General features: G+C 63.1%; 13 protein-coding genes and 1 tRNA gene. 9 read left to right on the forward strand and 5 right to left on the reverse strand.

Going from position 1 to position 12,683, the window contains the following annotated elements; translation table 11 throughout:
• Positions 1–50 precede the first annotated feature (50 nt).
• Positions 51–127 (forward strand) — tRNA-Met (locus tag ACZYTC_RS26480).
• A 236-nt stretch (positions 128–363) separates the two neighbouring features.
• On the forward strand, positions 364–1,353 hold the full coding sequence (locus ACZYTC_RS26485; protein WP_488990934.1) for a DUF808 domain-containing protein: 990 nt from the start codon (positions 364–366) through the stop codon (positions 1,351–1,353).
• Positions 1,354–1,408: 55 nt separating this feature from the next.
• Here the strand turns inward: ACZYTC_RS26485 and ACZYTC_RS26490 are convergent, their stop codons facing one another.
• The 3 genes from ACZYTC_RS26490 to ACZYTC_RS26500 form a co-directional block, all read right to left on the reverse strand.
• The gene (locus tag ACZYTC_RS26490; RefSeq protein WP_488990935.1) at positions 1,409–2,365 is read right to left on the reverse strand and encodes a phytanoyl-CoA dioxygenase family protein; all 957 of its coding nucleotides are present in this window, start codon (positions 2,363–2,365) and stop codon (positions 1,409–1,411) included.
• Between the two features lie 87 nt (positions 2,366–2,452).
• Entirely contained in the window at positions 2,453–3,337 is an 885-nt protein-coding gene (locus ACZYTC_RS26495) for a class I SAM-dependent methyltransferase (RefSeq protein WP_488990936.1), read from the reverse strand.
• A gap of 181 nt (positions 3,338–3,518) precedes the next feature.
• Positions 3,519–4,427: a LysR family transcriptional regulator gene (locus ACZYTC_RS26500; protein ID WP_434954863.1), complete on the reverse strand. Its 909-nt coding sequence runs from the start codon at positions 4,425–4,427 to the stop codon at positions 3,519–3,521.
• 132 nt (positions 4,428–4,559) lie between these two features.
• Here ACZYTC_RS26500 and ACZYTC_RS26505 point away from each other — a divergent pair, with 132 nt between their 5' ends.
• From ACZYTC_RS26505 to ACZYTC_RS26515, 3 genes are read left to right on the forward strand one after another with little or no spacing between them, the layout of a single operon-like run.
• On the forward strand, positions 4,560–4,934 hold the full coding sequence (locus ACZYTC_RS26505; protein WP_488990937.1) for an Atu4866 domain-containing protein: 375 nt from the start codon (positions 4,560–4,562) through the stop codon (positions 4,932–4,934).
• Positions 4,935–4,985: 51 nt separating this feature from the next.
• Positions 4,986–5,840 (forward strand): oxidoreductase, encoded by an 855-nt coding sequence (locus tag ACZYTC_RS26510; RefSeq protein WP_488990938.1) that lies wholly within the window; start codon positions 4,986–4,988, stop codon positions 5,838–5,840.
• A gap of 42 nt (positions 5,841–5,882) precedes the next feature.
• On the forward strand, positions 5,883–6,617 hold the full coding sequence (locus ACZYTC_RS26515) for an SDR family oxidoreductase (protein ID WP_488990939.1): 735 nt from the start codon (positions 5,883–5,885) through the stop codon (positions 6,615–6,617).
• A gap of 33 nt (positions 6,618–6,650) precedes the next feature.
• On the opposite strand, the gene ACZYTC_RS26520 is transcribed toward ACZYTC_RS26515, so the two are convergent.
• Complete coding sequence (locus ACZYTC_RS26520) at positions 6,651–7,346, reverse strand: DsbA family protein (RefSeq protein ID WP_488990940.1); 696 nt, start codon at positions 7,344–7,346, stop codon at positions 6,651–6,653.
• A 65-nt stretch (positions 7,347–7,411) separates the two neighbouring features.
• Positions 7,412–8,296 (reverse strand): NAD(P)-dependent oxidoreductase, encoded by an 885-nt coding sequence (locus ACZYTC_RS26525; protein ID WP_488990941.1) that lies wholly within the window; start codon positions 8,294–8,296, stop codon positions 7,412–7,414.
• Between the two features lie 149 nt (positions 8,297–8,445).
• On the opposite strand from ACZYTC_RS26525, the gene ACZYTC_RS26530 reads away from it, so the two are divergent.
• From ACZYTC_RS26530 to ACZYTC_RS26545, 4 genes are all read left to right on the forward strand, one after another.
• Complete coding sequence (locus ACZYTC_RS26530; RefSeq protein WP_488990942.1) at positions 8,446–8,802, forward strand: winged helix-turn-helix transcriptional regulator; 357 nt, start codon at positions 8,446–8,448, stop codon at positions 8,800–8,802.
• 317 nt (positions 8,803–9,119) lie between these two features.
• Positions 9,120–10,670: a BCCT family transporter gene (locus tag ACZYTC_RS26535; protein ID WP_488991103.1), complete on the forward strand. Its 1,551-nt coding sequence runs from the start codon at positions 9,120–9,122 to the stop codon at positions 10,668–10,670.
• Between the two features lie 154 nt (positions 10,671–10,824).
• On the forward strand, positions 10,825–11,472 hold the full coding sequence (locus tag ACZYTC_RS26540) for a cysteine hydrolase family protein (protein ID WP_488990943.1): 648 nt from the start codon (positions 10,825–10,827) through the stop codon (positions 11,470–11,472).
• A gap of 389 nt (positions 11,473–11,861) precedes the next feature.
• Positions 11,862–12,608 (forward strand): BPL-N domain-containing protein, encoded by a 747-nt coding sequence (locus tag ACZYTC_RS26545; RefSeq protein WP_488990944.1) that lies wholly within the window; start codon positions 11,862–11,864, stop codon positions 12,606–12,608.
• Positions 12,609–12,683: the final 75 nt, after the last annotated feature.

Here is a 12,683-nt window from a genome sequence, read left to right on the forward strand (position 1 = left end):
GTTGCCAGGCCTGCAAAGCAAAAATCTCGAATACCATGTAAATTACCTGCCGCGGGGTGGAGCAGCCCGGTAGCTCGTCAGGCTCATAACCTGAAGGCCGCAGGTTCAAATCCTGCCCCCGCAACCAATTCGCATATCAAAAACCCCGATCGAGATAATTACTCGGTCGGGGTTTTGCGTTTGAGTTATGCAATCAAGGCGGGAAATGCGATGGCCCAGGCTGCGCTCTGGATGTTCGAAGCGCTGCCTCGCCGTTTTCTCCCTGCTTCGGTAGGTGAACGCAAACACGGGATGATGATGCCGGACTTGATACATGGCATTTCTGTCCAGTATCGACTGCTGCAAAGCTGAATTGGGGGTGCAATGAGTGTTGGCCTGATCGCCCTTCTCGACGACGTCGCGGCCCTGGCAAAAGTCGCCGCCGCCTCACTGGACGACATTGCCGGCCAGGCTGCCAAGGCAGGCGCCAAGGCGGCTGGCGTCGTCATCGACGATGCGGCTGTCACGCCGCGCTACGTCACAGGGTTTGCGGCAAAGCGCGAACTGCCCATCATTGGCAAGATCGCTGCCGGTTCGCTCAAGAACAAGCTTCTGATCCTGCTGCCGGTCTCGCTCGCGCTCAGCCTGCTTGCGCCCCAGGCGATTACGCCCTTGCTGATGATCGGCGGCGTCTATCTTTGCTACGAAGGCGTCGAGAAGATCTATGAACTCATCGTGCCGCATGCAGCCCATCAGCATGAAGCCGAACTCGGTTCGATCAACCCCAATGCGCAATCCTTCGAAGATCAGAAAGTCGCAAGCGCCATCAAAACCGACTTCATCCTGTCGGCGGAGATCATGGCCATCACGCTCGGTTCCGTTCCCGATAGCGGATTCGTGACCCAGGCCGTCATCTTGGCCATTGTCGGCATAGGCATTACGGCTGCGGTCTATGGTGCGGTCGCTCTTATCGTCAAAGCCGATGATCTCGGCTTGGCGATGGCCAGGGTGATCTCGCCCTCCTTGATGGGGCGCCTGCTGCGCGGAATGGGCCGTGCGCTCGTCGTCGGCATGCCCTATTTCCTGAAGGTGCTCGGCTTGGTCGGCATTGCTGCGATGATCTGGGTCGGCGGCGGCATCATCCTGCATGGCTTCGAGGCCTATGGCTTGGGCGCTCTCAGCCATGTCCTCCATGAGGCCGCCGAAGCGGCGGCGCATAGTGTGCCGGCGGCTGGTGGGGTGGTGACATGGCTGGTCCAGGCTGCGGGCTCGGGCCTTGTGGGCATTGGCGTAGGGCTGGTGACCATTCCGGTGATCAGCTATGTCGTTGCGCCGATCTGGCGCCTGTTCAAGCCGAGGCCCAGTAGCGCCTGATATCGAGAGCCAATCCCGTCCACACCCAATTCCAAATACCCCACCGGAGAAGGCCTCACAGGCTCTCGTCGATCGCGGGGGGGGCATAAAGCCCGTTCTTATGCAGGCGCGTAGCATTGCCGGAAAGGTCATGATAGGTGAAGGCGCCCTGTGCGAAATAGTGGCAGACCATCGCCTTGCGGGAAAGCTTGAGATCCTTGCGAGGCGAGCCGCCGTGCAACAGGTCGGCATGCCAGAACAGGACGTCACCGGCCTTGGCCAGGAAATATTTCGGCTCGAGGCCCAAAGTGTCGATATAGTGTCGGATCGTCGGCTCGTAGCGTGAGCCGTAAACCCCGATATTTTCCTTGAATGCACGCGGCGGAATACCGAGCTCCCCGCTCAGCAAAGGGGGTACGAGCCGGTGGCTGCGTGGATAATATTCCAATGGCCCGCAATCAGTGCCGACATCCTCGAACGCAATCCAACTCGCCAGCATGTAGCCCAGTGGATAGGTCGTCATGTGGATCGTGTCGGAATGCGGACTCTGCCAGCTACCCTTATGTCCCATGATCGTCTGGAACGGTAGGGTCTTGCGTCCGAACAGCACATCCGAAATTCTCAATATCTTGGGATGTTGCTGCAACTCGCGCAGCACCGGCACCGGAATGTGGGGATCGAGCGTACGGCCGGGGTGAATATCGCCGGCACCCCGGCTCTCCGGCGCGACCGTGATCGTTCCATCGGCGATCGCCTTTTCATAGGCTGCCCAGAGGCGATCGAGAAGTTCCGCCTCGATCAGACCAGGCGCGATGCAGTAACCCTCGAATATCCATTGTTTGCACATCGCAGCTTCGGTGTCGTTGAGTTCGCCGGCGGTATGGCGACGATCGACTTCCAGCAACGCGTTCGGCCTGTCAAGCCAGCAAGCCGGGCCACTGATGGGAAACGCATCGCCGCGAAACTCCTCGATGGCTTCGAGGTCCACCGGCCTCTCCGCGATATAGGTTTCCCGGAATTTCTGCTCGATCACCAAGGGGCTTTCCTTCTTGGGCCCCTTCCTGATTGATTTGGCCTTGATACCCCGACGGATGAGATTCGCTAGCCCCAACACCGTGTTTCACCTTTCAGCTTGCTGAGCCGTTCGCCGGGCGAAGACGGAAAATGACGGGCCGTTGATGTGTTGGGGATCGTCATGGGCAACGCGCACATCGTCAAAACCCAGTACGCCGAGAACCGCCAGAAGGTCTTCTTTTTCCATCCAATAATGTCGATTGACCGGACCGCCGCAATATGCCGTTTTCTTCCAGGCGCCATAGTAACTGCGCTCGTGCAATTTGATATCGATGCCGCGAAACTCGACTTCGTGGCTGAGTTCCTTGTATGGCGGCTTTTGTGACTTGAACGGAACGCGCCTGAGATCTTCGGGTGGCATTGCAGTTTCGTCGAAGTAATGTGTCCAGATATAGATCGCATCGGCTCTGGCGGCCAGCAATTCGAGCAATCTCAGCGGGTCCTCCATATGATAGAGGACACCGCATGCAACGATGAGATCGTATGGCGGGTCGTCTCGTTCCAGCCATTTGACGAAGTCGCCGAGATGAAAATGCGCACGCTGCAGTCTGAAGATCTCCTTGGCGATCAGGCAGCGCAGGAAGGCCATTTTGTTGGCTTCCACGGCGTCGAGGACGTCTGGACCAAGCCTCTCCAGCATCATCGAGTGGGAGCCTTCCAAAGGGCCCAGCTCGAGAACGCGCCGACCGGAGACGGGCCCGAATTGTTCGACGGCCCAGTGGATCCTCCCATCCTCATACATATAGGAAGGTCCCGCCTGGATGCCCAATTCCGGCGGGAAGGCGTGATTCCATCCCGGAATCAAGTCGACAGCGTTCTGGGGCGACGGCTCGGAGAAAACATACCCATCGGTCAGATGGAATTCTTCGACATCTTCTTTCGATTTTGCCGCCCGCACACGGCGGAAAATCTGCTGAAGTGGATTCGTCATTTCTTCCTGCGCTGTAGAAGCATTTATCTCCAAGTCGTCTGTTTAGGTCTATCTGTCAACTGCATCCCCGGCAAATTTTGTGTCGCTTGTCCAAGCGGTTTAGCAATTGCTTGAGTTAGCCAACTTGCATGGCCAGGAAAGGGGGCTCCATGTTGCCGGTCGGGGGGCCGCGTCGCAGCCCTCACGGTGCTTCGCCGTTGCGTGTCGTGGTGCGCAGATGATCGACCAGCGCACGAAGCTTTGCCGGCTGGCGCTGGCGGCGCGGATAATAGAGATAGAAGCCGGCAAAGGGCGGCCCGAACGCTTCGAGCAGCGGCATCAGGTCCCCGCGGTCGAGATAGGCTCGGAAGGTGTCGTAGACGCCGAAGGTGATGCCGGTGCCGGTACAGGCCAGACGGATCATGGTGCCCATATCGTTGGTCGTCACCCTGGGCTCGACGGCGATCTCGAAGTCGCGGCCGTTCTCGGTGAATTCCCAGCGATAGGGGGCGAGGTCCGGCCGGGCGCGCCAGCCGATGCAGCTATGGGCCAGGAGATCGCGTGGATGCTGCGGGGTGCCGCAGCGGGCGAGGTAGTCGGGCGAGGCCACTGCCAATTGGCGCTGTTCACCTGAGACGGGGATGGCGATCATGTCCTGTTCGATCACCTCACCCAGCCGCACACCGGCATCGAAACCGGCCTGCACGATGTCGTCTTCCTCGTCCGTCACCGTGAGATCGAGCCGGATGCCGGGATAGGCCTGCAGGAATCCCGTCAGGGCGGCGCCGGACAGGAAGGTCTCGGCGATCGAGGAGACGCTGAGCCGGAGCGTGCCGGCTGGACGCCCGCGCTCGTCTTGAACCGCGCCTAGCGCCGTCTTCACCTCGGACAGGGCCGGGTTGACGCTCTGGTAGAGCTGCTCGCCCGCCTCGGTCAGACGCACGCTGCGCGTGGTGCGCTGCACGAGCGCGACGCCGAGGCGATCCTCCAGGCGCTGCAGGCCCTGGCTGACAGCCGAACGGGTGACGCCCAGCCGCTCGGCCGCGAGGCGGAAACTGCCGGCCTCCGCCACAGCGACAAAGGTTGAAATGCCTTCGAACACATCTGCCATCGGTTAGATAATCTAACCAAGTCATCTCGGATTGGCAACTCGATCGCGCCAATTCGTCGGTCTAGGGTGCATTCCAGCGGGGCCGACGGGCGGCTCTGCGCGAAACAGGAACCTGACGTGAGGAGGATGGCCATGGCGCATCGCAATGTCGGCGGCCGGATCGCGGCCCATGCGGCGATCGTGACCCTGCTGACGGGGGCGAACCCGGCGCTGGCCTCGAATATGCCGTCCCCCAGCCAGGGTCAGATCACAAGAAACGAGGCGAGCATGGCTGAACACCCTTATGCGGGGATGTGGGTCACGGAAGACGGCCATATCCGGCAGGAACTGCTGCCGAACGGGCGCTATGACGAAGCGCGCGGCGGCCGCAAGAGCGCCTATCGCGGCCGCTACGAGGTCCGTGGCAGGCACATCGATTATTGGGACGACACCGGCTTCACCGCGGATGGCGAATTCGTTGACCGCGACACGCTGCGTCATGGCGGCATGGTGTTCCGGCGCCGCTGAACGGGCGCCGGGCTGGGGCTCAATGCTCCGGGCGAAAGAGAGGATACTGACATGACAAAGCAAACACGGGTCTGGTTCATCACGGGGGCCTCTTCGGGCCTCGGCCTGGCACTGGCACAGGCCGTTCTCGCCAGGGGATGGCAGGCCGTGCTGGCGGCGCGGCGGTTGGAAGCGTTGGCCGACCTTGCCGCCGCGCATGGCGAGCGTGCTCTCACCGTCGAACTCGACGTGACGGATCCCGGCGCGATCGAGAAGGCCGTGGCGGCGGCCGAGGCTCGCTTCGGGCATATCGACGTCGCCGTCAACAGTGCTGGCTATGGCTATCTGGCAGCGATCGAAGAAGGTGAGGATGCCGCGATCCGGGCCCAGTTCGAAACCAATGTCTTCGGGCTGATCGGCGTTACCAAGAGAATATTGCCTGGCCTGCGGGCGCGCCGGAGCGGGCATATCGTCAATATCTCGTCCCTGGGCGGCCTCGTGGCCTTTGCGGCGACCGGCTATTACCACGCCACCAAATTCGCCGTGGAAGCCCTGTCGGAATCGCTCGCCCAGGAGGTCGCACCGCTCGGCATCAAGGTGACGATCGTCGAGCCCGGGGCTTTCCGCACCGATTGGGCCGGCCGCTCTATGGTGGAGGCCCCCACCGTCATCGCCGATTATGCCGACACCGCCGGCAGGCGCCGCGAGCAGACCCGCGCCGTTTCCGGGCGGCAGCCCGGCGATCCCGCCCGCGCCGCCCTTGCCATCATCAAGGCGGTCGAAGCACCGGAGCCGCCACTACGCCTGCTGCTCGGGGCGCCGGCCTTGCGCATCGCCCGCCAAAGGCTGGAGGCGCTGAGCCTCAATTTCGAGACCTGGGCCGAGACCACGCTGAGCGCCGATTTTCCCGACCCGGCGAAGGCCTGATGCCGCGCCTCGGCGCGAACACCTCAACAAGGAACCTATGAGATGAATGCAATTGCAGGAAAAGTCGTGGCCATCACCGGCGCGAGCAGTGGCATCGGCGAGGCCAGCGCGAGAATGCTGGCGGCAGCGGGCGCCCGGGTGGTGATCGGTGCGCGCCGTACTGACAGGCTGGAGAGTCTCGCCGCGGCGATCGCGGCCGAAGGCGGCGAGGTGAGGGTGCGCCCGCTCGACGTGACCTCGCAGGCCGAGGTTGCCGCCTTTGCCGGCTTCGCGCGCCAGGCTTTCGGGCGGCTCGACGTGATGGTCAACAATGCCGGGGTGATGCCGCTCTCCCCGCTGTCGGCGTTGAGGGTGGCGGAATGGGACCGCATGATCGACGTCAACATCAAGGGTGTGCTCTACGGCATCGCCGCGGCGCTGCCGATCATGGAGGAGCAGGGCAACGGGCAGATCGTCAACGTCTCCTCGATCGGCGGCCATCGCGTCTCGCCCACCGCCGCCGTCTATTGCGCTACCAAATTCGCCGTGCGCGCCATTTCGGATGGGCTGCGCCAGGAGACGGATCGCATCCGCGTCACGGTGATCTCGCCCGGCACCACCACCTCCGAGCTTGCCGATACGATCGGCGATCCCACCGCGCGGGAGGCGATGAAAGCCTTCCGGGCTGTTACCATGAGCCCGGATGCCGTGGCCGCTGCACTAGCCTATGCCATCGGCCAGCCCGATGACGTCGACGTCAGTGAGATCGTGGTGCGGCCAACGGCGAGCCCGCATTGAGAAAGTTCTTCATTTGCAGGCTACTAAGGCTGCTCACTTCGCAGCCTTCACATAGCGTCGAAGCTGCTCCAGGCTGAGCGCGCCGAAATAGACGTCGTGACCGATCACGAAGCCGGGCGTGCCCTGGAGCTGGAACAGGCGGGCGGCGACGTCGTTCCTGGCCAGCATGGCTGCGATCTCCGGGCCTCGCGCGGCAAGATCCTTGTCGAGCCGCGCGAGGTCCACGCCGGCCTTGCCGGCCGCATCGCGCACGGTATCCTTGTCCATGGTGCGGGGCAGGGCGAAGAGGGCATTGTGCACCTCGCCATATTTGCCCTGCCAATTGGCGGCGAGCGCCACCCTGGCGGCATAGACCGAAGCCTCCCCGAAGATTGGCCATTCCTTCATCACCAGCCTGATCTCCTTGTTTTCGCGCAGGAGGGTGGCGAGACGCGACTGCATCACTCGGCAATAGGGACAGCGATAATCCGTGAATTCGATGATGGTGACCTTGCCCTTGGGATTGCCGAGCACGGGGGAAGAGGGATCGGTGATGATGTCGTTCACGTCGATGTCGGCGGAGGCCGCGCGGGCGGAGCCAGACGGCGCGAGAAAGCCGGCCAGGCTGACGAAGAGGAGAAGGGCCGCGAGAAGCGGGAGCGGAAGGCGCCGAGATGTCATGATATGTCCTTGCTGGCGGGCTGTAGAGCCCGAGCGGCCCGATTCGCCGAGCCCATCGATACTCTTCATGCTGCCGGCATCTTCGGCAAATCACAGTTCTCGGCTGGTGAATCGCATTCACGTGAACGGTCCGCTCAATCTCGTCCAATCATGAAGCGCGAGAGTGCAGCGAAATCGTCCTCGCCCTGGCCGGCCGCGAGCGCCCGGCGGAACAGGCTGTCCTGGCCGAGGATGACGCCGAGGTCGATCTTGCGGGCCTGCATCACCGCCAGCAAATGCTCGAAGGCGTGGTAATGGGTGGCGATCGAGGCAAAGCTCTGCTCGTCACTGGCCAGGCGGCCGGTCTCGTTGCGCTTGATCAGGTCGGCGACCTGACCGTCGATCACCGGCATCAAGGTCTGCCAGAGCCGACCCAGCACGCCGAGTGCCACCCCCTCGGCTTGGCTCACGGCGATGGCGTTGAGCGTGCCGAACAGCGCCCCCCACATCAGGCCGAGCAGGGTGCTGTCGAGCGCATTGGCGAGGCCGGCATCCTCCCCGACATGCTGGACATTGCCGCCGAGGGCCAGGAATAACGGTTTGTTGGCCTCGAAGGCTTGGCTGGGGCCGGCGAACAGGATGGTGCCGGCCTCGGTACCGATGAAATCGGGCGTGGCCATGATGGCGCCGTCGAGATAGGCAGCGCCCTGCGCGGCCGCCCAGCCTCCAGCCTCGCGCGCGCCCTGCGGTGTGCCCGAGGTGAGTTCGACCACGAGCTTGCCTTCGAGGGCCCGGCCGGCGCCGGCCTCGCGCAGCAGCGCGGCGGTGGCGTCGTAATCGCTGACATTCACGATGACGACCGCTCCCGCCGCCACGGCTTCGGCCACGGAGGGCGCGACGGTCGCGCCGAGGGCAGCCAGCGCCTCGGCCTTGGCCGGGGTACGGTTCCACACCGTCACCTCATGGCCGGCGCCCAGCAGGGCGCGCGCCAGCGCCGATCCCATGCGTCCCGTTCCCAGCACCGCAATTGCAAGCTTCATCTCGACACTCCATATCCACCAGCGCGGGCTGACGAATTCCTGCCGCGCGTTCCATCGTCCTCGGGCAGATGGGACTGGCGTGGCGGCGCTCAATACGCACGCCCACGTAAGTGGTTACCAGGTCGTAAGGGGTGGCGAGGGAGAGGGGCATGGCGGATACGGCGAATGATTGCGGCTTTGCGGCGGCGATCCGCATGCTCGAAGGTAAATGGAAGCTCGACATTTTGTGCGAGCTCCATACCGGTGCCCGCCGCTTCGGCCGGCTGCGCCGAGCTATTCCGGCAATCAGCGAGAAGATGCTGGCGCAAAAGCTGCGCGAATTGGAGGCCGACAGCCTCATCCACCGCAAGGTCTATGAGCAGATGCCGGCCAAGGTCGTCTATTCCCTGAGCGAGCGCGGCGCCGGCCTCATCGCCAGCAGCGCTGCCCTCTGCCGTTGGGGCGAGCAGCTTGGCCTCAGCGAGCCGGTGCCGGCGGCCTGCGCGGCGCCTTTGCTGCGAGCCTGATCCTTCAAAGGAACCACTTCGCCCGGCCGATCCTTCGATTGGCCAGGCTCGCAATGACGAGCCGGGCTTTCTATCCCGAAAGCCCGTTTGACGATGCGCACCCGCATCCGCCCATTGCCGCGAATGCCCTTCGGTTTTCGAGAGCCGGGGGCGGATTCGGAACCCAGGATGTCGGTACTGAGGCGGATTGCAAAGGTATATCGCGGCATTATGACCTGGGGGCGTGGCTATTGGGACTCGCGAACGACGAAATCCCGGCTGGCAGACGATGAAGCGCCCGCTTCAACGGGGGAGGAACGATCGTTTTGTCGCGCGCAATGCTTCGTGGATCGGATTCCGGTGTCTTCTGGCCGGCGCTTATTATTGTCGTGGGCTTTGTATTGTGGGGAACGCTCTTCCCCGCCAGCCTGACAAGTGTCGCCACGGCGACGCTCAACGGCATCATCCATGCCTTCGGCTGGAGCTTCGTCGTCTCGACGGCGTTCTTTCTCGTTTTCGCCGGCTTCCTGGCCTTCAGTCGCTTCGGCCGGATCAAGCTCGGCCATGACGACGAAAAGCCGGAATTCTCCACGGTTTCCTGGGTCTGCATGATGTTCAGCGTCGGCATGGGCATCGGCCTGATGTTCTGGGGCGTGGCAGAACCCGTGTCGCATTTCGGCTCGCCGCCCCATGGGCTCGCCCAGCCGCAATCGAAGGAAGCGGCGATCGTCGCGATGCAATATGCCTATTTCCATTGGGCCCTGCATCCCTGGGCGATCTACGCCGTCGTCGGGCTGGCGCTCGCCTATTTCAGCTATCGTCGCGATCTGCCGACCCTGATGTCCAGCGCCTTCCAGCCCCTGATCGGCGACAGGGTGCACGGGCCGATCGGCCGCACCATCGACGTGCTGGCCATCATCGCTACCTTGTTCGGCACCGCCACCTCGCTCGGCCTTGGCGCGCAGCAGATCAACTCCGGCATGAACTATCTGTGGGGCACCGGCGAATCCGCCACCATTGCCCTTGCCATCATCGCCGTGCTCTCGGTGCTCTTCATCCTCTCGGCTGTGTCCGGTGTCGGCAAGGGCATCCAGTTCCTCAGCAACATGAACATGGTGATCGCGGTGGTATTGCTGCTCTTCCTGGCAGTCTTCGGCCCCACCGTGTTCATCTTCGACACGCTGATCGAATCGCTCGGCTATTATCTCAGTGACCTCGTCTCGATGTCGTTCCGCACCGCCGCCTTCAGCGACGGTAAATGGCTGGCCAACTGGACCATCTTCTACTGGGCATGGTGGATCTCCTGGGCGCCCTTCGTAGGTGTGTTCATCGCCCGCATCTCGCGCGGCCGTACCATCCGTGAATTCGTGATCGGCGTCCTGCTGATCCCCAGCGCCGTCACCTTCGTCTGGTTCACCATCATGGGCGGAACCGCCCTCCATTCCGAGCTGATGGGTGCCGGCGGCCTGGTCGAGGCGGTCAAGAACCAGGGCGCGCCGGTATCGCTGTTCGCTTTGCTGGCGCAATATCCGATGGCGACGGTGACCTCGACCATCGCTATGTTCCTGGTGGCGATCTTCTTCGTCTCCGGTGCGGACGCCGCCTCGGTAGTGATGGGCATGCTCTCCTGCCGGGGCGCTCCCCATCCGCAGGCGGGCATCGTGGTGCTCTGGGGCCTGCTCGCCGGCGCCTCGGCCTGCGTGCTCCTGGTGATGGGCGGCCTCGCCGGCCTGCAGACGGCCTCGATCATCGCCGCTGCCCCCTTTCTCCTGGTGATGATCGGCCTGTGCATCTCGCTGTGGAAGGGCCTGCTGGACGAATTGGAGACGCATGGCGTCCTGCACGACGCCAGGATCCAAGTCACCAAGCTCGCGCCGCCAGCCGAATAGGCTGGCCACGCGCTGGACCCGGGACGGGCGGGCAGGTCCCTCCCGTTTTCATGCGGCCAGGAGGGGTGATTTGCGGAGAGCCTCGCCGTAAGGTGTGGAGCCATCATGGCGCCGGTCATCAGGTCGGCGGCATCCCCGCAAGGAGCCGAATACCATGAAGAACCCCTTCGGTCTCGAACTCCACGGCTCCCTCGCGGAGCTCTGCCGGCCCGACCGCATGGCCGTCATCGTCTACGACATGCAGGTGGGCATCCTCAGCCAGATTGCCGACAGCGCCGCCATCATCGCGCGCAATGCCACCGTGCTGCAGGCTGCGCGGGCGGGCGGTTACCGCGTCATCTTCCTGCGACACATGTCGATGCCGCCCAAATTGATGGGACGCTTCCAATATCGCCAGGCCATGGCCTGGCAGCGCACCGAGGACCCCGCCGCGGTGAAGCCCTGGTTCCTGCGCTCCTCGCCCGGCTTCGAGATCGCGCCGGAACTGACGCCACGCGAAGACGAGGCCATCCTCGACAAGATCACCTTCTCGGCCTTCGCCGACACGCCGCTCGCCACCATCCTGCGCGATTGCGGTCTCACCTCCTTCGCCATCATGGGCGTCGCCATCGAGATCGGCATCGAGCCGACGGCCCGCCACGGCGCCGATCTCGGCTTCGTGCCCGTTATCGTCGAGGACGCCTGCGGCACCGGCCACCGGGAGGCGGCCGAGCGCAGCTTTACCGCGCTCGCCTATATGGGCGATGCCATCCTCACGCGGAGCGAGGCGCTGGCTGGGATGATGGCTGAGACGGCGGGATGAAGAAGGTGCCTTCGTCGCCGGCTTGGGATTCATCCATTAATAAACGAATCGAGTTGGCTCTTTGTCATCGCCGTGCTTGACCCGGCAATCCAGCTCCTCCCTCCAGACGTCGAAGCAGGGCCCCCTGGATGCCCGGGCATGACAAGGGCGGCGCTTCGGCTATTTCCGGACAATGCCTTCGTTCCAACAAGCCCTGCTCGTGGGTGAACCGGCCGCTTCTCATCCGAAGCCGAATGAAGCGGTGGCCGGTGATGCCTGTGCGGAGCAGATGCCGGTTGCCCACTCCGGCCTCCTTGCCGTCATAGAACAGCCGCAGGCCCCATCGAGGATCGCCGTTCAAATCGGCGTCCGGTTCGGAAATATCCTTCAAAATCATTGGTGCAGGTATCATGAAGCTCTGTACATCGGCTGCTATTGGGGCTGTCCTGCTCGGGACGTTACCCGCGCCGTCTCTCGCACAGGCAAAGGGCGAACTCATTCAGGTGGCGGTGTATCGGGGCCCGGCCTCTTGTGAAGGCTGCTCCGAAACCATGAAGACATCGATCGAGCAACTCGGGCCGAACTACCGTGTCGAATTTGTTGGGGCGGGGGAACGGACCGACATCTCCCCCCAAAGCCTGTCACGCTACGACATCTATGTGCAGCCGGGTGGCGGTCAGGACATTCCGGGTGCGTTGCGGAGTCTGGGCAAGGCTCGCATCGGCGCCATTCGCAATTACGTGGCGCAGGGCGGCCATTATGTCGGCGTCTGCATGGGCGCCTATCTTGCGGATGCCACGGGGATAGGCCTGATCCCGCATGATCTCGATTCCGAAGTCGGACGTCCCGGCTTCGCCGTCAAGACGATTGCCGACGCAGCCATAACCGTGCGTTGGGCGGGCCAGAAACAGGGAATATTCTTTCAGGACGGTCCTTACCTGCCGAGCGCAAAGCAGGATGCGGGCTTTCGGCAGATCGCCACCTATGAGAACGGCGATGTCGCGGCGGCGCGCTATTCCTTCGGCAAAGGCAGCGTCGTCTTGAGCGGCCCTCATCCGGAGGCCGACAAGGTCTGGTTCGAGGAGGCCGACATTCCACTGGCGAAAATGCCAGGAGGTAATTTGCTCAGGGATCTGTTTTCACAAGCCAGGCGCTAGCCGGCAATTCTGTCGGGCTGCAGAATCCATCGTGGTGGCCAGCATGTTTCCTGGCGATGCTCGTTCAACGGCCAC

This window comes from Labrys sp. F242 (assembly GCF_057813875.1).

Excerpts from the sequence above, each read along its gene's own strand:
- ACZYTC_RS26520 (WP_488990940.1), bottom strand. The coding sequence starts at position 7,346 with ATGAAGAGTATCGATGGGCTCGGCGAATCGGGCCGCTCGGGCTCTACA.
- ACZYTC_RS26485 (WP_488990934.1), top strand. The coding sequence starts at position 364 with ATGAGTGTTGGCCTGATCGCCCTTCTCGACGACGTCGCGGCCCTGGCA.
- ACZYTC_RS26510 (WP_488990938.1), top strand. The coding sequence starts at position 4,986 with ATGACAAAGCAAACACGGGTCTGGTTCATCACGGGGGCCTCTTCGGGC.
- ACZYTC_RS26505 (WP_488990937.1), top strand. The coding sequence starts at position 4,560 with ATGGCGCATCGCAATGTCGGCGGCCGGATCGCGGCCCATGCGGCGATC.
- ACZYTC_RS26495 (WP_488990936.1), bottom strand. The coding sequence starts at position 3,337 with ATGACGAATCCACTTCAGCAGATTTTCCGCCGTGTGCGGGCGGCAAAA.
- ACZYTC_RS26515 (WP_488990939.1), top strand. The coding sequence starts at position 5,883 with ATGAATGCAATTGCAGGAAAAGTCGTGGCCATCACCGGCGCGAGCAGT.
- ACZYTC_RS26545 (WP_488990944.1), top strand. The coding sequence starts at position 11,862 with ATGAAGCTCTGTACATCGGCTGCTATTGGGGCTGTCCTGCTCGGGACG.
- ACZYTC_RS26535 (WP_488991103.1), top strand. The coding sequence starts at position 9,120 with ATGCTTCGTGGATCGGATTCCGGTGTCTTCTGGCCGGCGCTTATTATT.
- ACZYTC_RS26500 (WP_434954863.1), bottom strand. The coding sequence starts at position 4,427 with ATGGCAGATGTGTTCGAAGGCATTTCAACCTTTGTCGCTGTGGCGGAG.
- ACZYTC_RS26540 (WP_488990943.1), top strand. The coding sequence starts at position 10,825 with ATGAAGAACCCCTTCGGTCTCGAACTCCACGGCTCCCTCGCGGAGCTC.
- ACZYTC_RS26530 (WP_488990942.1), top strand. The coding sequence starts at position 8,446 with ATGGCGGATACGGCGAATGATTGCGGCTTTGCGGCGGCGATCCGCATG.
- ACZYTC_RS26525 (WP_488990941.1), bottom strand. The coding sequence starts at position 8,296 with ATGAAGCTTGCAATTGCGGTGCTGGGAACGGGACGCATGGGATCGGCG.